We start from the raw sequence: 19,516 nt of genomic DNA, 5'->3' as shown, positions 1-19,516 counted from the left end.
AAGGAGCACCACCCGTGAAAGAGCAGATCAGCCAGTTCATCCTGCGCGCGCTGGCCGAGATGAACTACGACGTCGAGGACGTCACCGAGGAGACCGACCTCGGCCCCGCCGGCCTCGACCTGGAATCCCTGGCCCTGGCCGATCTGACCGTGCAGCTGGAGGACGAGTACGGCATCGGCTTCACCGACGAGGACGTGGAGACCCTCGCCACCCTGAACCTGGGCGAGTTCGCCACCGCCCTGGCCGGCCGGCTGGCCGCCACCAGCGAGGTCGGCGCGGAGTGAGCACGCCGCCCCTCCCGGACCGCACCGCGGTGCTCGCCATGCTGGCCGGCTTCGGCGACCGGGACCCCAGCACCCTGGACGAGTCGGTCGGTTCGCTCGAACTGACCTGGCTGATCAGCGAGGTGGAGCAGCGCTACGCCGTGGTCCTCGACCTGGCGGACGCCGAGCTCGACCGGATGCACACGGTGACCGGCGCCGTCGAGGTGCTGCACGACAGCCTGGCCGACCGCCTTGACCGCCCGTGACCCCGGGTCGCCGCGCACCGCCACCCGGCGGGTCGTGGTGACCGGGATCGAGGCGGCCGGTGCGCACGGCCGCGGCACGGCGGTGATGCTCCGTCAGATCATCGCCGGTGAAACCGCGTTCGGCGAGGTCGACCGGTTCCCGACCGCGGGCCGCCGGGTCCACCGGGCCGCGCTGCTGGCGGACGCCGGCACCCTGCTGGACGAGCTCACCGACTGCGTGGCCGGAGCCCTCACCCAGGCCGGGCTGACCGCCGCCGAGCGGTCCGACTGCCCGCTGCTGCTGGCCGTGCACGGCGACGAGCCCACCGAACACGGGCCGCTGACCCGCGCGTTACCCGCCCGCACGGGGCTGGCGGGCACCGCGCGCTGCTACCCCACCGCCTGCGTGGCGGGCAGCACCGCCGTGGCCGAGGCGGCGACCCGGATCGCCGGCGGCGAGCTGGACCGGGTCGTGGTGGCGGGCGGCTACCTGGTGGAGCCGGTGCAGTTCGCGCTCTTCGACGCCGGCCGGGCACTGTCCCGCGACGGCGCGGTGCGGCCGTTCAGCGCGGACCGCCAGGGGGTGCTGCTCGGGGACGGCGTGGCGGCCGTGGTGCTGGAGGCGGCCGAGGCCGCCGAGCGGCGCGACTGCCCGGCGCTGGCCGAACTGGCCGGCTGGGGCCGGGCCGGCGACGCCCACCACGTGGTGCGGCCGGATCCGACCGGGGCCGGGCTGGCCCGGGCGATCACGGCCGCGCTGCGCCGCGCCGGCGTCGTCCCGGCCGAGGTGGGCTACGTCAACGCCAACGCCAACGGCTCGGTGCTGGGCGATCCGGCCGAGGCGGCCGCGCTGCGCACGGTCTTCGGCGCGCGGCTGGCCGAGCTGCCGGTGAGCTCCGGCAAGGGCGCCCACGGGCATGCCCTGGAGGGCTCGGCGCTGCTCGAACTGGCCGTCACCATCGGTGCGTTACGGGCCGGCGAGCTGCCGGTGCAGGCCGGCCACCGGGCCGTCGAGCCCAGCTGCGCCGGCCTCGATCTGGTGCTCGGCGCCCCGCGCCGCCGCCGGGTCCGGTACGCGCTGAGCCTCAACGCGGCCTTCGGCGGCGCCAACACGGCCCTCCTGGTGGGTGCGGCGTGAACCCCCGACCGGCCGCCCCCGCCCCGCCCGACCCCGTGGTGCTGGCCCGCGCCGACTGGCCCGCGCATCCGGGCGACTCCGTGCCGCCGCTGCCGGGCTTCGTCCACGCGGGCCTGAACCCGCTGATCGCCGAGGTCGCCGCCCGCTGCCTGGCCGCACACCCGCCCGCGCACCCGGAACGGACCGGCGTGCTGCTCGCCAGCACCCGCGGCGACCCCCTCACGCCGCGGTTGGTGGCCGCCGCACTGGCCGCGGGCCGACCGGTGCCGCCGCTGCTCTTCTACCAGTCCAACCCGAACGCGGTGGCCGGCCACCTCGCCGCGCGCTGGCAGCTGGCCGGGCCGGTGGTCTGCACGGCGCCGCCGCCCGGCGAGCCGGCCGAGGTGCTGGCCGACGCGCTGGGCTGCGCGGCCCGGCTGCTGGCCGACGGCGAGGCGGAGCACCTGCTGCTGGTGGTCGCCGAGCAGGACGCCGACACCGGCGCGCCCGAATCGGCGGTGGCCCTGCTGCTCGCCCCGGCCGACCACCGCGCCGCACCAGCACCGGAACCAGATCGGGAACCGAACCAGGAAAGGGACCACCGAGCGTGACAGTCCGTCAGATCCGCGCCAGACTCGCCGCCGACCTCGAGGTCGGCGCGGGCAACGTGCTCACCGCCCGGATCGCCCTGGGCCTGGGGCTGGACGAGCCGCTGCTGACCTTCGACACCGAGGTGGACGGCCGGCCGGCCTGGGTGCCGCTCTCGCTGCGCACCGTGGACGAGCTGGTGCGCGCCCGGGCGGCGGCGCTGGCCGAGCTCGGCGTCGGGCCCCGCGACCCGGTGGCGGTGCAGGCCGACTCCGCGGCCGAACAGCTGCTCGCCTTCCTCGCCCTCACCCGGCTCGGCGCGATCCCGGCCCTGGTCAACGCCCGGCTGGACGGTGACCGCGCGGCCCGCTACCTGGCCCGCCTCGGCGCGGTCGGCCTGCTCGCCGACCCGGCCCACCAGGCCGCCCTGGCCGGCCGGGAGACCGGGCTGCCGGTGCTCGCCGACCCGGCCGCGCTCGGCGCCGGCGACCCCGCCCTGGCGCCGCCCGCCTACCGCTTCGCCCCTGACGACCCGATCGCGATCACCCACTCCTCCGGCACCACCGGCCTGCCCAAGGCGGTCGGCCACTCGCACCGCAGCCTGTACGCCGCGATCCGGCACCGGCTGGCGCTGCCCCGCCCGCAGGGCTCGGACCGGATGCTCAGCGCCCTGCCGGCGGCGCACGCGGCGACCCTGATCGCAGTCAACCTGGCGCTCAGCGCGCACGCCCGGATCGCGCTGCTCTCCGCCCAGGACGGCGCCGGGGTGCTGGACGCGATCGAGCGCTACCGGCCGCACGGGGTGTTCGGCTTCGCCGCCACCTGGTCCGACCTGGCCCGGCACGAGCTGGCCGCGCGCGACCTGTCCTCGGTCGCGCTCTGGTGGAACACCGGCGACTGCGCGCACGAGGCGCACATCCGGCAACTGGTGGCCCAGGGCAGCCGGGAGGTGCTGGCCGACCGCCGGCGCGTCCGCCGGCCGGGCTCGGCCTTCGTGGACGGCCTGGGCTCCACCGAGATGGGCCACTCGCACTTCCACATCACCCACACCAACGAGACCGCGCACTACGGCCGGTGCGTCGGCAAGCCGCACTCCTTCGTGGAGTGCGCGGTGCTCGGCCCGGACCACGAGCCGCTCGGCCCGGGCGAGGTGGGCGAGTTGGGCACCAAGTCGCCCACCCTGGCGCTGGGTTACTGGAACGACTCGGTGACCACCCACCGGACCAGGCTGCGGGGCTGGTTCCTCACCGGTGACCTGGTCTACCGGGACGCGGAGGGTTCCTACTACCACCTGGACCGGTCGGTCGACTCGGTCCGGCTGGACTCGGGCGGGCGGCTGTTCACCGCGCTCTCCGAGGAGCGGGTGCTGGCGGGCTGCCCGGACGTGCTGGACTGCACGGTGGTCGCGGTGCGCGAGGGCGAGCGGGTGGTGACCGACGTGCTGCTGCAACTGGCCGCCGGCGCCGACCGGGAGCGCGACCGCACCAAGGAGGTCGCCGCGCTGCTGGACGAGGCGACGGCCGCCACGCTGCGCCGGGTCTGCCTGGTCACCGACGCCGACCTGCCGCTCGGCCCGACCGGCAAGGTCCGCAAGGTGCTGCTGCGCGAACGCCACCGCGCCGCCGCCGCGGCGGCGGCCGAGGACGCCGCCGACACGGGAGCGCAGCAGTGAGCGCCGTGGTGACCGGCCTCGGGCTGGTCTCGCCGCTCGGCCGCAAGCCGCACGAGGTCCACGCGGCGCTGCTGGCCGGCCGTTCCGGCCTGGTCCGCCCGCCCGCCGGCCACCCGGCGGACTGCTGGCTGGAGGCCGCCGGCCTGGCCCCGGAGATCGACCCGCTGGAGGTGCTGCCCCGCACCGAGACCAAGGCGGTGGACCGGTTCGTGCTGCTCGCCCTGGCGGCGGCCGACGACGCGCTGGCCGACGCCGGCCTGGTGGTGGGCCGGGACGTGGACCCGCGCCGGGTCGCGGTGGTGGTCTCCACCGGCGGCGGCGGGCTGCAGACCTTCGAGCAGCACTCGCACCAGCGCCTGGAGCGCGGCCGCCCGGGGGTCAGCCCTTACCTGCTGCCCGGCATGCTGTCCAACATGGCGGCGGCCCGGATCGCCATCAAGTACGGGATCCGCGGCTACAGTTCGTCGATCGTCACGGCCTGCGCGGCCGGCGCCCAGTCGATCGCCGAGGCGCTGCGGCTGATCCGCGGCGGCGAGGCGGACGTGGTGGTCTGCGGCGGCGCCGAGTCCTCGCTGCACCCGACCATCGCCGCGGCCTTCGGCAACGCCCGGGCGCTGGCCACCGGTTGGGCGGATCCCGCGCAGGCCAGCCGGCCGTTCGACCGGCGGCGCAACGGCTTCGTGCTGGGCGAGGGCAGTGCGGTTCTGGTGGTGGAGCGGCGGGAGTTCGCCGACGCCCGCGGCGCCGCCGCCCACGCCGACCTGGTCGGCTGGGGCGCGGCCACCGACGCCCACCACCCCACCATGCCGCGGCCGGACGGCGAGGGCGCCGTCGACGCGATGCGCGCCGCGCTGGCCTCGGCCGGCCTGACGCCGGGCGACATCGGCTACGTCAACGCCCACGGCACCGGGACCAAGCTCGGCGACCGGGCCGAGGCGGCGGCGCTGCGCGCGGTCTTCGGCGAGAGCGGGCCGCCGGTCAGCTCGACCAAGGGCGCCACCGGGCACCTGCTGGGCGCAGCCGGTGCGGTGGAGGCCGTGGTCTCGGTCCTCGCGCTGGCCACCGGCGCCCTGCCGCCCACCCTCAACCTGGCGGACCCGGACCCCGACTGCGCGCTGGACCACATCACCGAGACGGCTCGTCGGACGGCAGTGCGGGCCGTCCTGTCGAACTCCTTCGCCTTCGGCGGACACAACCTCAGCCTCGTCTTCGCGGCTCCGACCAGCAGGGCCAACCGGAGCCCGCACCCCGGCGAGCAGACCCCACAGAGGACGGTCACCGCACAATGAACACCGACACGAGCACCGACGCGAACATCGACCGGATCGACCACGTCGAGTTCCACGTCGCCGACGCCCCGGCGGCCGCGGCCGAACTCGCCGGCGCCTTCGGCTTCCGGGCGACCGACCCGGCACCGGCGGCGCTGCCGCCGGGCAGACGGGCGGTGCTGCTGGAGCAGGGCGAGATCCGGCTGCTGCTGAGCTCGGCCACCGACCCGCGGGATCCGGCCGCCGAGTTCGTCCGGCGGCACGGCGACGGCGTCGCGGTACTGGCGCTCTCCTGCGCGGACGCGGCGGCCGCCTTCCGGCGGGCCGTCGAGGCGGGCGCCGCCCCGCTGGCCGAGCCGGCCGCCCAGGTGCTGGACGGCCGCACCGAGGTCACCGCGGCGGTGCAGGGCTTCGGGGACGTGGCGCTGCGGTTCGTCCAGCGCAGCGGGCCGCAGCCCGCCGCCGGAGCACCGGCGGGGCTGCTGGCCGCCCTCGACCACGTGGCCGTCTGCGTGCCCGCGGGCGAGTTGAAGAGCTCGGTGGCACTGCTGGAGCAGGCGCTCGGGCTGCGGCCGATCTTCCACGAGTACATCGAGGTGGGCTCGCAGGCGATGGACTCCACCGTGGTGCAGAGCGGGTCCGGTCACGTCACCCTGACCCTGATCGAGCCGGACACCAGCCGCAGCCCCGGCCAGATCGACGGCTTCCTGGGCCGGCACCAGGGCGTCGGGGTGCAGCACCTGGCCTTCCGCACCGAGGACATCGCCCGCGCGGTGGAGACCTTCCAGCAGGCCGGGGTGCGCTTCCTGAGCACCCCGGGCGGCTACTACGACCGGCTGGCCGAGCGGCTGGGCGGCTGCGAGCTGCCGCTGGAGGTGCTGCGCCGGCTGAACATCCTGGTGGACCGGGACCACGGCGGCCAGCTGTTCCAGATCTTCACCGCCTCGGTGCACGAGCGGCGCACCTTCTTCCTGGAGATCATCGACCGGCGCGGCGCCCTCACCTTCGGCACCGCCAACATCAAGGCCCTCTACGAGGCCGTCGAGCGGACCGGCGCCTGATGCCGGCTGCCGACGAGGAAGGTGACGCGATGTCAGAACGGACCTGGGACCTCACCGCGGCCGAGCGCGAGCTGCTGCCCACCGACGAGGAGGTGGAGTTCTACGCCGAGCACGGTTGGTACCTCTCCCGGCGGCTGCTCGGCGACGCCGAGCTGGCCACCCTGACCGAGGCGAGCGAGGCGTTCTACGCGGGCCACGAGGACCACCCGCTGCCGCAGCGCCCGCCCCGGCTGGCCGACTGGCGCCCGGCGGACGGCGAGGTGCAGCGGCACAACGACTACATCGCCCGGCGCAGCGCGGCGATCGGCGCGATCCTGCGCAAGCCGCTGCTGGGCGCGGTGGCCGCCCGGCTGGCCCGGGCCTCCGAGATCCGGCTCTTCCAGTCCACCCTGATCCTCAAGCCGCCGCGTCCCGCGGAGGCGACCAACCTGGTGCCCTGGCACTGCGACCGGCACTACTGGCAGACCTGCAGCTCGGAGCGGATGCTCACCGCCTTCATCCCGTTCCACCACTGCGACCGGCGGATGGGCACCATCACCATGGTGGACGGCAGCCACCGCTGGAAGGAGGTGGCCGGCGACGACTCCACCCGGCACTTCGCCGACCGGGACCGCGGCGAGCTGGAGCGGATCCTGGCCGAGACCGCCGCGTTCAACAACGCCGAGGTGCACAAGGTCCCGGTGGAGATCCCGGCCGGCCACGTCAGCTTCCACCACTGCCGCACCTACCACGGCAGCGGCCCGAACCTGGCCGAGGAACCGCGCCGGGCGATCTCGCTGCACCTGCAGGACGGCGCCAACACCTACCGCCCGTACCGGAAGGCGGACGGCACCGAGGTGGTCTACAACCACGACGTGCTGGTGGCCCGGACGCCGGACGGCCGCCCGGACTACGCCGACCAGGAGTACTGCCCGACCCTGTGGCGGTCCGCACCGTGAGCGAGCCCACCCCCGCCCCGGCGGCCGCCACCACCCCCGCCGCGCTCTACCGGGCGATGCGCCTGATCCGCTGCTTCGAGGAGCAGGCGCTCGCCCTGGTCCGCTCCGGGGAGATCGTCGGCGGGATCCACCCGTACATCGGGCAGGAGGCCGTCGCGGTCGGGGTGTGCGCCGCGCTCGACCCCGCCGACCAGCTGACCAGCACCCATCGCGGGCACGGCCACGTGCTCGCCAAGGGGGCGGACCCGCGGCGACTGCTGGCGGAGTTGATGGGTCGTCAGACCGGCCTGAACCAGGGTCGGGGCGGCTCGATGCACGCCGCCGACCTGGGCCTCGGGATCCTCGGTGCCAACGGCATCGTCGGTGCCGGGGCGCCGATCGCGGCGGGCGCGGCCTGGGCGGCCCGGCGGCAGGGCAGCGGGCGGGTGGTGGTGAGCTTCTTCGGCGACGGCGCGCTCAACCAGGGGGTGCTGCTGGAGACCCTCAACCTGGCGGCGCTCTGGCGGCTGCCGGTGGTCTTCGTCTGCGAGAACAACGGCTACGCCACCACGCTGGCGGTCGACTCCGGGGTGGCGGGCAGCGCCCAGGGGCGGGCGGCCGCCTTCGGCATCCCGGCGGAGCGGGTGGACGGGATGGACCCGGCCGCGGTGCACGCGGCCACCGCGCGCGCGGTGGCCCGGGCCCGCGCCGACGGCGGCCCCACGCTGCTGGAGTGCCGCACCTACCGGTTCGAGGGCCACCACACCATGGAGCGCCGGATCCGGGTGCGCTACCGCAGCGCCGCCGAGATCGAGGCCTGGCGGGCCCGCGACCCGCTGGAGCGCACCGGCGCGCTGCTGCCCGCCGCCCGGCGCACCGAGCTGGACGCCGAGGTGGCCGAACTGATCGCCGAGGCCGTCGCGTTCGCCCGCAGCAGCCCGCACCCCGACCCGGCCGAGGCGCTGCGCCACCTGTACGCCGACGGGCTGCGCCCGCGGTCCGGTTCGGCCGTGGAGGTGCTCCGGTGACCAAGCTCTCCTACGCCAAGGCGCTGAACCGGGCGCTGGCCGACGAGTTGGCCCGCGACCCGGCGGTCTGCGTGTTCGGCGAGGACCTGGGCGCCGGCCTGTCCGGCCTCACCCCCGGGTTGCAGGACCGGTTCGGTGCGGACCGGGTGGTGGACACCCCGCTCTCCGAACAGGCCTTCAGCTCGCTGGCGCTCGGCGCGGCGCTGACCGGGATGCGGCCGGTGGTGGAGTTCCAGATCCCCTCACTGCTCTTCCTGGTCTTCGAGCAGATCGCCAACCAGGCGCACAAGATCCGGCTGATGACGGGTGGTCAGACCGCCGCTCCGGTGACCTTCGTGGTGCCGGGCTCCGGGTCCCGGGAGGGCTGGGCAGGCCAGCACTCGGACCACCCGTACGGCCTGTTCGCCCACGTCGGGGTGAAAACCCTGCTGCCGGCCACCCCGGCGGACGCCTACGGGCTGCTGGTCTCGGCGATCCGGGACCCGGACCCGGTGGTGCTCTTCGGGCCGGCCGGGGCGATGGGGGTGCGCGAGGACGTCACCGAGGAGCTGGTTCCGGTGCCGATCGGCTCGGCCCGGGTGCACCGGGCGGGGCGCGACGTCACCGTGGTGGCGGCCGGGCACCTGGTGCACGACGCGCTCGCGGTGGCCGCGGAGCTGGCCCCGGAGGTCGAGGTGGAGGTCTTCGACCCGCGCACGCTGCACCCGTTCGACTTCACGGCGCTGTTCGCCTCGGTCGGACGGACCGGGCGGCTGGTGGTGGTGGACGACTCCAACCGGATGTGCGGCCTGGCCGCCGAGGTGATCGCCGCGGTCGCCGAGCAGGGCATCGCACTGCGGGCCGCACCGCGCCGGGTGACCCGGCCGGACGGCGCGGTGCTGCCGTTCGCCCTGGCGCTGGACCGCGCCGTGCAGCCCGACCGGGCGCAGCTGCGCGCCGCCGTGCTGGCCGCCGTCGGGGCGGCCTGAGATGACAACGACACGTGCTGACGAAGGAGTGGGCAAGATGACGGAGCAGCAGGGCGGGGCGGGCGTCAACTACGTCGAGGAGGCGCTCGAGCTGTTCGCCGCCTGCGGCGACAAGGAGGCCGTGGTCTGCGGCGAACAGCGGCTGAGCTACGCCGAGTTCCGGGCCCTGGTGCTGCGGCTGGCGAACACCCTTGGCGGGTTCGGGGTGCGTCCGGGCGCCGGGGTGGCGCTGCTGGTGCGCAACAAGCCGGAGTCGATCGCGCTGCAGCTGGCGCTGCACCTGCTGGGCTGCCGCACGGTGTGGATCGCCACCTACGCCTCGTACCGCGAGCAGGCCGAGTTCGTCGAGCGGGCCGGGGTCGAGGTGCTGATCTACGACACGCCGCGGGAGAACCGGGTGATCGAGGAACTGCTGCGGCGCGCCGAGCCGTTGCAGGTGCTCTGCGTCGGCCCGGACGGCGCCGGCCCCGACCTGCTGGCCGCCGCCGCGGACGCCGAGCCGCAGTTCCACCGCGTGCCGGGCACCCCGGAGCCGTCCTCGCTCTTCTACACCGGCGGCACCTCGGGCCAGGCCAAGCTGGTCCACCACGAGCACCGCTTCTTCCTGGCGCTGCTGGCCGCGGCCGGCCACTACCGCTCGATCGGCGAGCTGGGCATGCGGCACCTGTCCACCACCGGGTTCGTGCACGTCAGCGGCCAGATGCCGGTGCTGCTGGCGCTCTGCGAGGACGGCACGGTGTTCCTCGCCGAGGGGGTGGACCTGACGTCCTTCCTGGACACCGTCAAGCGCGAGCGGGTCAGCAGCGTCTTCATCTCCCCCGCCCGGCTCTCCGAACTGCTGGACAGCGGCCTGCTGGACGCCCCGGAGACCGACACCAGCAGCCTGCGCTACCTGAACACCGGCGGCGGCCCGGTCTCGCCGACCCGACTGGCCCAGGCGATCGAGAAGTTCGGCCCGGTGGTCCGCCCGGTCTACGGGCTGAGCGAGATGCCGCTGGTGGCCGACCAACCGTTCATGGTGAACGACCCGGCGCACCCGCAGCGGCTGGCCTCGGTGGGGCGGCCGTTCGCCGACGCGCGGTTGGAGATCCGCGGCGAGAAGGGCGAGGTGCTGCCGGTGGGCGAGGTGGGCGAGGTGTGCGCGGCGGGGGCGCTGCTGATGTCCGGTTACTGGCAGCAGCCCGAGGAGAGTGCCGAGGCGCTGGTGGACGGGCTGCTGCACACCGGCGACCTGGGCTACCTGGACGAGGACGGCTACCTCTACCTGGTGGACCGCAAGAAGGACATGATCGTCACCACGGTGGGCGCCGCCAACGTCTTCACCCGCCCGATCGAGGACGTGCTGGCCGCCCACCCGCAGGTGCGCGAGGCCGCGGTGGTGGGGGCGCCGGACCCCGGCTGGGGCGAGGTGGCCTACGCCTTCGTGGTCACCGAGCCAGGCGGCGAGGCGGCCGATGGGCTGGACCAGGCGGCCCTGGTCGCCGAGTTGCAGGCCCGGGTGGAGCAGGAGCTGACCGAGTTCCACGTCCCGCGCACCGTGGAGTTCGTCACCGAGCTGCCCCGCACCCCGCTGGACAAGGTCGACAAGAAGGCGCTGCGGGCCCGGTTCGGACTGGACCCGCAGCGCCGGACGATCGCCCCGCTGGCGCCCCGGTGAGTCCGTTACCCGGCCGCCGGCGCCAGCCGCGCCGCGAGCAGCCGGCCGATCCGCTCGGCCGGCTCCGGGCGCAGCAGCAGCCGGTGTTCGGTGGGCAGGTCGTGCGCCTCGATCCGGCCGGTCAGGTAGGGCGCCCAGTCGGCGGCCGGGTGCTGCGGCGCGGTGCGCTCGGCCGCGGCCCGGACCAGCAGCAGGTCGCCGTCGAACCGCGGCGGGGTGTAGCGGCGGCGCAGTCGCAGGTGGTGCAGGAAGACCCGGAGCACCGCCTCCAGCTGCCGGTCGGGCAGCCCGCTCAGCCGGTGGCCGCGGGCCAGCAGCACCGCCTTGGCCCACGGCTCGTCCAGCGCCGCGCCGTCCGGCCTGACCAGGCTCGCCGGCTCGCAACCGGCGTTCTCCAGCAGGGTGGTGAGGTACTCGTGCTCGCTGGGCTCGCGCTCGGGGCGGGTCGGGTCGTAGGGGTAGCCGTCGAGCAGCGCGAGCAGTTCGACCGGCTCCCCGGCGCTGCGCAGCCGGTGGGCGACGGCGTGCGCCACCAGGCCGCCGAAGGACCAGCCGAGCAGCCGGTAGGGGCCGCTCGGCTGGCGGCTGCGGACCAGGCCGGTGAAGTGGTCGGCGAGTTGCTCGATCGACTCGGGCAGCCGGTCCGCCTCGGCGGGCCGGTCCGGCACGGCGGGCCGGTCCGGCTCGGCGGCCCGGTCTGCCTCGGCGGGCTGCAGGGCGGCGGCCTGCAACGCCAGCAGCGGCACCCCGGGCAGCCGGGGCGCCAACGCCAGGTACTCCCAGGCGATGCCGGCGGCCGGGTGCACGCACCACAGCGGCCGGCCGGTGCCGGCGGCGAGTTCGAGCAGCGGGTCGAATCCCGGAAAACTCGGCGTGGGTGCCATCGAAAAACCCCCTGAACCAGTCGGCGGATATCTCCGGGAATCATCGCGCACCGGGCCGCCGAATTGCTACCCGGCGGCCCGGCGATTATGTCCTGGCCGCCCGCACCAGTTCCCGTACCGACACAATTCCCGCACCGGTGGAGACGATGGCCGAAGAAGAGCTCGACGCATTCCCCTTCCCGCTGCGCCCGGACGAGTTCGGCACCTCGGTGGAGCAGCACCGCCGCCGCCGGGCCGAGTGCCCGCTCGGCGAGGTGGCGCTGCCCAGCGGCGATCCGGCGCACCTGGTGGTGGCCCACCAGGACGTGGCGCGGGTGCTGCGGGACCGCCGCTTCAGCCGCAACCTGCGCTACCCGGGGGCGCCCCGGATGGTCCGCGAGGCGGACATGAACGACAACCCGGACGCGATCATCAACCACGACCCGCCCGAGCACACCCGGTTCCGCCAGGTGATCCAGCAGGCCTTCAGCCCCAGCCAGGAGGCCCGCTGGCGGCCGATCGTGCAGGGCATCGTGGACGGGCTGCTGGACCGGGTCGCGGCCGCCGGGCCGCCAGCCGACCTGGTGGCCGACTTCGCCGGGGTGCTGCCGATCTCGGTGATGTGCGCGCTGGTCGGCGTGCCGGCCGCCGACTGGCAGCTGTTCCACGACTGGACCGCGGTCTTCTTCGCGGTGGACCCGGCCGCCCTGGAGGAGCGGCTGCGGGCCAACCGGGAGTTCCTGGCCTACCTGCGCGAGTTCCTGGAGCAGCGGCGCAAGGCGCCCGGCGAGGACCTGGTGGACCTGCTGGTGACCGCCCGGGACACCGAGGGGCGGCTCTCCGAGGGCGAGCTGGTGCAGCTGGTCTCGGCGCTGCTGATCGGCGGCCAGGAGAACACCGCCTCCACCCTGGCCCGCGGGGTGCTGGCGCTGCTGCGGTTCCCCGGGCAGTGGGCGCTGCTGCGCGACGACCCGGCGCTGACCGGCCCGGCGGTGGAGGAGGTGCTGCGCTTCGAGGTGCCGAGCGAGGGCGCCTTCCTGCGGGTGAGCACCGAGGAGGTGGCGCTGTCGGCCAGGTCGGTGGCCGCGGGACGGGCGGTGCAGGTCTCGGTGCCGGCGGCCAACCGGGACCCGGCGGTCTTCACCGACCCCGAACGGTTCGACATCCGCCGCACCGCCAACCCGCACCTGACCTTCGGGCTGGGCGCGCACTTCTGCCCCGGCGCACCGCTGGCCCGGCTGGAGCTGGCGGTGGCGCTGCGCTCGCTGGCCGACCGCTTCCCGGGGCTGCGCCTGGCGGCCGAGCCGTCCGACCTGCGCTACGGCGAGGGCAACCTGATCCACCCGCTGCTGCGGCTGCCGGTGGCCTGGTAGCGGCGGCCGCCCGACCCGGCCGGGCCGAGCCGAGCCCCGGGAGCGACCAGCGCTCCCGGGGCCACGGGACCACGGCATCACGGGGCCACGGGATCACGGGGCAGGCCCGCCCGGCGCCTGGGGCGGTCGGGCGGGCCTTGGGTGGTGCGGTCAGGCCTTGGCGGGGTTCTCGGCCACCTCGGCGACACGGCTGGACTCCGCCACCTCGGCGACGCCGGTCGAGACCGGCGACTCCGCGACGTAGCGGCTGCTCTCGGCCACCTCGGCGACCTTGGGCGATTCGGCCACACGCGACATAGCGGCACCTCCATACCATCCGGAAACCCGCCGGGAATTCCCGGCGAGATGATTTCAAGATAGCCGTGGCGGCGCCCTTTGCCTAGCCGGACAACTCGGACACCGGATTGATCGGGATTAACCCGGCGGAGCCGCCCGCCGGGCCATTTCGCATTTCACCGGAGAGCCACCGGGAAATACTCGAATCCGCGCAGCACCAACCCGCGGCGGCGCGCCGCGCCGGCCGGGCGCAGCCCGGGGAAGCGGTGCAGCAGGCCGGGCAGGAAGGCGGCCGACTCGATCCGGGCCAGCGGGGCGCCCAGGCAGTAGTGCAGGCCGCCACCGAAGGAGACCGCGGCGGTGCCGGTGCGGGTGATGTCGAAGCGCTCGGGGTCCGGGTAGCGCTCCGGGTCGCGGTTCGCGGCTCCGACCAGCCCGATCACCAGTGACCCGGCCGGCACAGCGCACTGACGGATCGTCAGGTCTGCCGCGGCCACCCGGGCGAGCAGCTGGATCGGCGGGTCGTACCGCAGCGCCTCCTCCACCGCGCCCTCGGCCAGGCCCGGTTCGGCCCGCAGCAGCGCGGCCTGCCCGGGATGGGCCAGGAACGCGGCGGTGGCGTTGACCAGGTGGTTGACCATGGTGTCCACGCCGGCCATGAAGAGCAGCAGCAGGGTCTGCAGCAACTCGTCCTCGCTCAGACCGGTCCCCTCGTCGCGGACCGCGACCAGGGCCGAGGCGAGGTCCTCGGTGGGCTGCTTGCGCCGCTGGGCGACCAGCTCCGCGAAGTAGCCCAGGAGCAGCTCGGCGCCTCGGTCGGCGGCCGTCAACGCGGCCTCGTCGACGGTGAGTTCGACCACCTGCATCATGGCCGTCATGGCCTGCTGCAACAGGGTGCGGTCGGACTCGGGCACCCCGACCAGGGCGCCGATCACCGCGATCGGCAGCGAGTCGGCCAGCAGCTCCTGGAGGTCCACGGTGCCGCCGTCGCAGCCGGCGTCCGCGATCCGGTCCAGCGCCAGGTCGGCCAGCTGGGCCACCTCCGGGCGCAGCGCGGCCAGCCGGCGCGCGGTGAAGGCGCCGCTGACCAGTCGGCGCAGCCGGGTGTGGTCCGGCGGGTCGCGGAAGAGCATCGCCTCGATGGTGGCCACCTTGCCGGGCCGCTCCCGCCAGCCGGGCGAGACCCGGTCCATCCAGTCCGGTCCCTGCGCCCGGTAGCCGGGGTCGCGCAGCAGCTGCAGGCAGTCCTGGTGGCCGGTCAGGAAGACCTGGCCCCGGCCGGTGTCGTGCACCGGGGCGAGGGCGTGCAGCCGTCGGTAGACCGGGTAGGGGTCGGCCCGGCCGCCGGGGGTGCCCAGGCGGGCGAGCAGCTGGTCGGGGGTTTCGGTGTCGGGGATTCCGGCGTCGGGGCCGGCGGGGTCTGCTGGCGCGGGATGGGCGCCCATCGGCGGGCCTCCTGGCTCGGGTCGCGGGGTGGCCCCCGCCGCTCGCGGCCATTCTGGGGGCCGGCGCGGCCGCCCGTCGAGGTCCTGCGGTGGCCTGCGACCGGCCCGCCGAGCAGCCGTGATACATCTTGGCTGCTGGGAGCGGGTGGTGACGATCAGTTCGGCTCATACCGTTGCCTGAGCTGATCGGTGACCGTATGGTCTGCTCAGCGGCCCGCGGAGCGACGATCTCGACCGCCGCCGCCGCACGAGCGGATCAGGTGCACGAAGGGATCGGGCTCCGAACCATGCCATCTGACGTTCCATCGGACAGACCCACCCCGGCCGGCGAGGCGGACGACCCGTACTGCCTCACCGAGGGCGAGGCCGCCCGGTTGCTCACCGGCCACCCCTGGCGGCGGTTCGCGGTACTCGGCGACAGCGTGGCCGAGGGCCTCGGCGAGCCGACCCCCGGCTACCCGCCGCAGCCCTGGGCCGAGCGGATCGCCGTCGAACTGCGCCTGCTGGCACCGGACATGCGGTACTTCAACCTGGGCTGGCGGAACACCCCGGCCGCCGCGGTGCGGGCCGGCCAGCTGCCCGAGGCGCTGGCCTTCCGCCCCGACCTCGCGCTGGTCGCCTGCGGCGGCTTCGACGCGCTGCGCTCCGGCTACGACGCCGAGGCGGTCACCGCCGAGCTGCGCGCCATCGTGGCCGCGCTGCGCGAGCAGGGCGCCCAGGTGCTCACCGTGGGCATGTTCGACGGCTCGCGCTCCCCGCTGGTGCCCGAGCAGTACCGGGAGCCGCTGCGCGAGCGACTGCACAGCCTGTCCGCCCGCACCGCCGAGGTGGCGGCCGAACTGGGCGCCCTGCACTTCGACCTGACCGCCCACCCGGCCTCCGACCGGCGGGACGTCTACAGCAGCGACGGCCGGCACGGCAGCGGCCGCAGCCACGCGATCGCCGCCGCCGCGGCGGTGCGCCGGCTCGGCGCCCACCTGGGCACCGGGCCCGCCGCCGGCTGAACCCGCCGCCGCCCGGCCCGCCGAGCCGTCGCCCTCCCTCCGCCCACCGAGCCCCACCCCCCTCCGCCCGCGCCCCGACGCCCGAGCCCCGACCCGGAGAGCCCGATGCCCCTCCACCCGCAGGTGCAGGCGCTGCGTGCGCGCCGCGCCGCCGCGGCCGCCCCGCCGCTCTACGAGCTGACCGTCGACCAGGCCCGGGCCGCCGACCTGGCCGCCGTGCTGGCCGAGGCCGGCGAGCCCGAACCCGTCGCCCGGGTCACCGAGTCGGCCGTCCCCGGCCCCGGCGGCCCGCTGCCGCTGCGGATCTACCGGGCGGCCGGCAGCGGGCCGCAGCCGGTGCTGCTCTACCTGTTCGGCGGCGGCTGGACGCTCGGCGGCCTGGACACCGGCGACGCGATCTGCCGCGCCCTGACCAACGCGGCCGGCTGCACCACGGTCTCGGTGGGCTACCGGCTGGCCCCCGAACACCCTTTCCCCGCCGCCCTGGAGGACTGCTGGAGCACCGCCCGCTGGCTGGCCGAGCACGCCGCCGAACTCGGCGGCGACCCGCACCGGCTGGCGATCGGCGGCGACAGCGCCGGCGGCAACCTGGCCGCCGCCACCACGCTGCTCGCCCGCGAGCGCTCCGGCCCGGCCTTTCGCCACCAACTGCTGGTCTACCCCAACACCGACCAGTTCGCCGACACCCCCTCGCGCCGGGAGAACACCGACCCGCTGCTCTTCAACCACCGTTCGGTGGACTGGTACCGGTCGCACTACCTGGCCGATCCGGCCCACGGCCACGACCCGTTGGCCTCCCCGCTGCGCGCCGCCGACCTGTCCGGTCTGCCGCCGGCCACCGTGATCACCGCCGAGTACGACCCGCTGCGCGACGAGGGCGAGCAGTACGCCGAGCGGCTGCGCGCGGCCGGCGTCCCGGTCGAGGCCACCCGCTACGCCGGCATGGTGCACGGCTTCTTCGCGATGGCCGGCGTGCTGGACGACGGCCGCACCGCCCTCGCCCAGGCGGCCCGCCGGCTGCGCGCGGCGTTCGACGCGGCACCGGCCGGCGACCGAGGAGACGGGTGACCGTGACCGACCACGTCGCCGCGGCCCTGGCCGCTCTGCGCACCCCCGCCGGCAGCACCGACCCCTACCCCCACCTGGCGGTGCTCCGCGAGCACTCCCCGGTGCACCCGATGCCGGACGGCGGCGTGCTGCTCACCCGCCACGCGGACTGCCTCACGGTGATCCGCCACCCCGGCTTCCACGCCCAGAACGCCGCCTGGATGGACACCCGGCGCCCCGGCTGGCGCGAGCACCCGGGCCTGCGGGCCACCACCGAGTCCTTCCTCTTCCTCGACCCGCCCGCGCACACCCGGCTGCGCCGCCTGGTCGCCGGCGCCTTCACCCAGCGCCGGGCCGCCGCGCTGCGCGCCTTCATCGCCGAGCTGACCGACCGGGTGCTGGACCGGATCGCCGCGGCCGGCGCGGACGGCTCGCCGGTCGACCTGCACGAGTTCCTGGCCGCCGGCCTGCCGATCGGGGTGATCGGCAAGGTGCTGGGCGTCCCCGAGGCGGACCAACCAGCGCTGCGCGAACCGCTGGAGGGCCTGCGGCTGGCGGTGGACGGCGGCGCCACCGAGGCGCAGCTGCCGCAGATCGACGCCGCCGGCGAGGCGCTCACCGGCTACTTCGGCGAACTGGCCGCCCGCCGCCGGGCCGCACCGTGCGAGGACCTCACCTCGACCCTGGTCGCCGCCCAGGCCGGTGGCCCCGACAACCCCGAGCCGCTCACCCAGGACGAGGTGGAGCAGACCCTCACCCTGGTGTTCAGCGCGGCGATCGAGAGCATGGTGGACACCCTGCTGGGCGGGCTGGCCGCGCTGCTCGCCCACCCGGCCCAGGCCGACCTGCTGCGCAACGACGCCACCCTGGTGCCCGGCGCGGTGGAGGAGATGCTGCGCTACGACACCCCGGTGCAGGGCATGGCCCGGGTGGCCGCCGCGGACACCACGATCGCCGGGGTGCCGGTGCGGGCGGGCGGCGCCGCGGTGTTGATGCTGGGCGCGGCCAACCGCGACCCGGCCGCCTTCACCGACCCGGACGTCTTCGACATCACCCGCACCGGCGGCGCCACCGTGCTCTCCTTCGGCGGCGGGGTGCACCACTGCCTGGGCGCGCCGCTGGCCCGGATGCAGGCCGCGGTCTTCTTCCCGGCCCTGCTGCACCGCTTCCCCAAGCTCGCGATGGCCGGCCCGGCAGTGCGCCGCGGCACGGTGCTGCGCGGTTTCGCCGAGTTCCCGGTCACCGTGCGGTGAGCGCCGACCAGGCCACCGCCGCCGAGCCGGCCGCCGACCCCCCGGCCACCGCCGAACCGCCGCCGCTGCGCCGCAACCGGGACTTCACCCTGCTCTGGAGCGGCCAGGCGGTCTCCGCCCTGGGCACCCAGCTGTCGGGCATCTGCTACCCCCTGCTGGTGCTCGCCGCCACCGGCTCGGCCGCGCAGGCCGGGCTGGTCGGCGGCGCCACCCTGGCCGGCAGCCTGGTGATGCTGCTGCCCGCGGGCGTGGTGGCCGACCGCTCCCCGCGCAAGCGCCTGCTGGTGCTCACCTCGCTGCTGCAACTGCTCGCGGTGGGCAGCGTGGTGCCGGCCGTGCTGGCGCACCGGGTCTGGCCGGTCCAGCTGATCGTGGTCGGGCTGGTGCAGGGCTGCTGCTCGGCCTTCTTCATGGGCGCCAGCCGCGGTGCGGTGCGCCGGATCGTGCCCTCCGCGCAGCTGCCGCAGGCGATGTCGCTGACCCAGGCCCGCGGGCAGGCCGCCGCGATGATCGGCCCGCCGCTGGGCGGCGCGCTCTACGGGGTGGCGCAGTCGCTGCCGTTCCTGCTGGACGCGCTCTCGTTCGGGGCGATCACCGTGACCTCGGCGCTGATCCGCGGCTCGCTGGACCCCGAGCCACCGGCCGCCGGCGCCCCCGCCCCGCCGCGCGAGCCGCTGCGCCGCCAACTCACCGCCGGCAGCCGCTTCGTGCTCGGCGACCGCTACCTGCGGATGTACGCGCTCTGGGGCGCGGCGGTGAACGCGATCGCGGCCGGCACCCTGCTGATGGTGATCGTGCTGGCCCGCAGCCGCGGTGCCACCGCCCCCGAGGTCGGCGCCCTGGTCTCGGCGAGCGCCCTCTGCGGGCTGGCCGGCTCGCTGCTCGGGCCGCGCCTGATCGAGCTGTTCGGCGGGCGCGCCTGGGTGCTGGTCACCTCCTGGCTGCTGCCGAGCTGCGCGGTCGGCATCGCCGTCGCCCCGTGGCTCTGGCTGATGGCGGTGCTCGGTGCGCTGACCACCTTCACCGTGATGCCCGCGGTGATCGTCTTCCAGGTGCAGGCCACCCGGATCACCCCGGACGAGCTCCAGGCGCAGAGCGGCAACGCGATCCAGCTGGTGGCCAACAGCCTGAGCTGGCTGGCCCCTTCGGCCTTCGGCCTGCTCGCCGACGTGGCCGGCGCCCGGGCGGGCGTGCTGGTGGCCGCCGGGCTCTACGGCGTGACCGCCCTCTGGCTCCAGGGCAACCGGGCACTGCGGACGCTGGACCGGGCCACCACCGGGACCTGACGGATGGTCAGGGCAGCAGTCGCACCCGCACCGGCGCACCTGCCGGGCCCGCCACGGCCACCATCAGCTCCGGCGTCAACGGCCAGGCGACACTGACCGGTTCGGGCCCCGCCGGCAGCCGCTCGGTTGTTTTTTGTTTTTATCCCTGTGCCGGCACACCCCCCCCCCCCCCCCCCCCCCCCCCC

At 75.6% G+C, this 19,516-nt stretch carries 19 protein-coding genes; 16 read left to right on the top strand and 3 right to left on the bottom strand.

Translation table 11 applies throughout. The annotated features are described in order from the left end of the window. Nucleotides 1–14 precede the first annotated feature (14 nt). From ACQRUO_RS10440 to ACQRUO_RS10390, 11 genes are read left to right on the top strand one after another with little or no spacing between them, the layout of a single operon-like run. On the top strand, nucleotides 15–284 hold the full coding sequence (locus ACQRUO_RS10440; protein ID WP_428315502.1) for an acyl carrier protein: 270 nt from the start codon (nucleotides 15–17) through the stop codon (nucleotides 282–284). Then, entirely contained in the window at nucleotides 281–529 is a 249-nt protein-coding gene (locus ACQRUO_RS10435) for an acyl carrier protein (protein ID WP_428315501.1), read from the top strand. The genes ACQRUO_RS10440 and ACQRUO_RS10435 overlap by 4 nt, the downstream gene beginning before the upstream one ends. Beyond that, complete coding sequence (locus tag ACQRUO_RS10430; protein WP_428315500.1) at nucleotides 516–1,646, top strand: beta-ketoacyl synthase N-terminal-like domain-containing protein; 1,131 nt, start codon at nucleotides 516–518, stop codon at nucleotides 1,644–1,646. Before ACQRUO_RS10435 ends, ACQRUO_RS10430 begins: the two co-directional genes overlap by 14 nt. After that, entirely contained in the window at nucleotides 1,643–2,236 is a 594-nt protein-coding gene (locus ACQRUO_RS10425) for a beta-ketoacyl synthase chain length factor (protein ID WP_428315499.1), read from the top strand. The genes ACQRUO_RS10430 and ACQRUO_RS10425 overlap by 4 nt, the downstream gene beginning before the upstream one ends. Continuing rightward, nucleotides 2,233–3,885 carry a class I adenylate-forming enzyme family protein gene (locus tag ACQRUO_RS10420; RefSeq protein WP_428315498.1) on the top strand — a complete coding sequence of 551 codons (1,653 nt, stop codon included), beginning with the start codon at nucleotides 2,233–2,235 and terminating at the stop codon, nucleotides 3,883–3,885. The genes ACQRUO_RS10425 and ACQRUO_RS10420 overlap by 4 nt, the downstream gene beginning before the upstream one ends. Beyond that, nucleotides 3,882–5,174: a beta-ketoacyl-[acyl-carrier-protein] synthase family protein gene (locus ACQRUO_RS10415; protein WP_428315497.1), complete on the top strand. Its 1,293-nt coding sequence runs from the start codon at nucleotides 3,882–3,884 to the stop codon at nucleotides 5,172–5,174. Before ACQRUO_RS10420 ends, ACQRUO_RS10415 begins: the two co-directional genes overlap by 4 nt. Further along, nucleotides 5,171–6,214, top strand: a complete 1,044-nt coding sequence (hppD, locus tag ACQRUO_RS10410) for a 4-hydroxyphenylpyruvate dioxygenase (protein WP_428315496.1) — start codon at nucleotides 5,171–5,173, stop codon at nucleotides 6,212–6,214. The genes ACQRUO_RS10415 and hppD overlap by 4 nt, the downstream gene beginning before the upstream one ends. 29 nt (nucleotides 6,215–6,243) lie before the next feature. Beyond that, complete coding sequence (locus tag ACQRUO_RS10405) at nucleotides 6,244–7,152, top strand: phytanoyl-CoA dioxygenase family protein (RefSeq protein WP_428315495.1); 909 nt, start codon at nucleotides 6,244–6,246, stop codon at nucleotides 7,150–7,152. Next, nucleotides 7,149–8,159 carry a thiamine pyrophosphate-dependent dehydrogenase E1 component subunit alpha gene (locus ACQRUO_RS10400; protein WP_428315494.1) on the top strand — a complete coding sequence of 337 codons (1,011 nt, stop codon included), beginning with the start codon at nucleotides 7,149–7,151 and terminating at the stop codon, nucleotides 8,157–8,159. The genes ACQRUO_RS10405 and ACQRUO_RS10400 overlap by 4 nt, the downstream gene beginning before the upstream one ends. Continuing rightward, entirely contained in the window at nucleotides 8,156–9,127 is a 972-nt protein-coding gene (locus tag ACQRUO_RS10395) for an alpha-ketoacid dehydrogenase subunit beta (protein ID WP_428315493.1), read from the top strand. Before ACQRUO_RS10400 ends, ACQRUO_RS10395 begins: the two co-directional genes overlap by 4 nt. A 37-nt stretch (nucleotides 9,128–9,164) precedes the next feature. Next, entirely contained in the window at nucleotides 9,165–10,784 is a 1,620-nt protein-coding gene (locus tag ACQRUO_RS10390) for an AMP-binding protein (protein ID WP_428315492.1), read from the top strand. Between the two features lie 5 nt (nucleotides 10,785–10,789). Here the strand turns inward: ACQRUO_RS10390 and ACQRUO_RS10385 are convergent, their stop codons facing one another. Further along, entirely contained in the window at nucleotides 10,790–11,668 is an 879-nt protein-coding gene (locus ACQRUO_RS10385; protein ID WP_428315491.1) for a thioesterase domain-containing protein, read from the bottom strand. 146 nt (nucleotides 11,669–11,814) lie between these two features. On the opposite strand from ACQRUO_RS10385, the gene ACQRUO_RS10380 reads away from it, so the two are divergent. Beyond that, nucleotides 11,815–13,020 carry a cytochrome P450 gene (locus ACQRUO_RS10380; RefSeq protein ID WP_428315490.1) on the top strand — a complete coding sequence of 402 codons (1,206 nt, stop codon included), beginning with the start codon at nucleotides 11,815–11,817 and terminating at the stop codon, nucleotides 13,018–13,020. 150 nt (nucleotides 13,021–13,170) lie between these two features. On the opposite strand, the gene ACQRUO_RS10375 is transcribed toward ACQRUO_RS10380, so the two are convergent. Next, nucleotides 13,171–13,317 (bottom strand): hypothetical protein, encoded by a 147-nt coding sequence (locus ACQRUO_RS10375; protein ID WP_428315489.1) that lies wholly within the window; start codon nucleotides 13,315–13,317, stop codon nucleotides 13,171–13,173. Nucleotides 13,318–13,472: 155 nt separating this feature from the next. After that, entirely contained in the window at nucleotides 13,473–14,741 is a 1,269-nt protein-coding gene (locus ACQRUO_RS10370; protein WP_428315488.1) for a cytochrome P450, read from the bottom strand. A gap of 287 nt (nucleotides 14,742–15,028) precedes the next feature. On the opposite strand from ACQRUO_RS10370, the gene ACQRUO_RS10365 reads away from it, so the two are divergent. The 4 genes from ACQRUO_RS10365 (at nucleotide 15,029) to ACQRUO_RS10350 (ending at nucleotide 19,331) form a co-directional block, all read left to right on the top strand. Further along, a complete protein-coding gene (locus tag ACQRUO_RS10365) occupies nucleotides 15,029–15,745 on the top strand; it encodes an SGNH/GDSL hydrolase family protein (protein WP_428315487.1) in 717 nt (238 codons plus the stop codon). 105 nt (nucleotides 15,746–15,850) lie between these two features. After that, complete coding sequence (locus ACQRUO_RS10360; RefSeq protein WP_428315486.1) at nucleotides 15,851–16,813, top strand: alpha/beta hydrolase; 963 nt, start codon at nucleotides 15,851–15,853, stop codon at nucleotides 16,811–16,813. A gap of 2 nt (nucleotides 16,814–16,815) precedes the next feature. Beyond that, nucleotides 16,816–18,045 (top strand): cytochrome P450, encoded by a 1,230-nt coding sequence (locus ACQRUO_RS10355; protein ID WP_428315485.1) that lies wholly within the window; start codon nucleotides 16,816–16,818, stop codon nucleotides 18,043–18,045. Further along, nucleotides 18,042–19,331, top strand: coding sequence for an MFS transporter (locus ACQRUO_RS10350; protein WP_428315484.1), 1,290 nt, complete (start codon nucleotides 18,042–18,044; stop codon nucleotides 19,329–19,331). Before ACQRUO_RS10355 ends, ACQRUO_RS10350 begins: the two co-directional genes overlap by 4 nt. Nucleotides 19,332–19,516: the final 185 nt, after the last annotated feature.

The organism is Kitasatospora sp. LaBMicrA B282 (genome assembly GCF_050325825.1).
Taxonomy (GTDB): Bacteria; Actinomycetota; Actinomycetes; order Streptomycetales; family Streptomycetaceae; genus Kitasatospora.
Note: the sequence above shows the minus strand (reverse complement) of the source record. Positions and strands in the feature narration are given on the sequence as shown.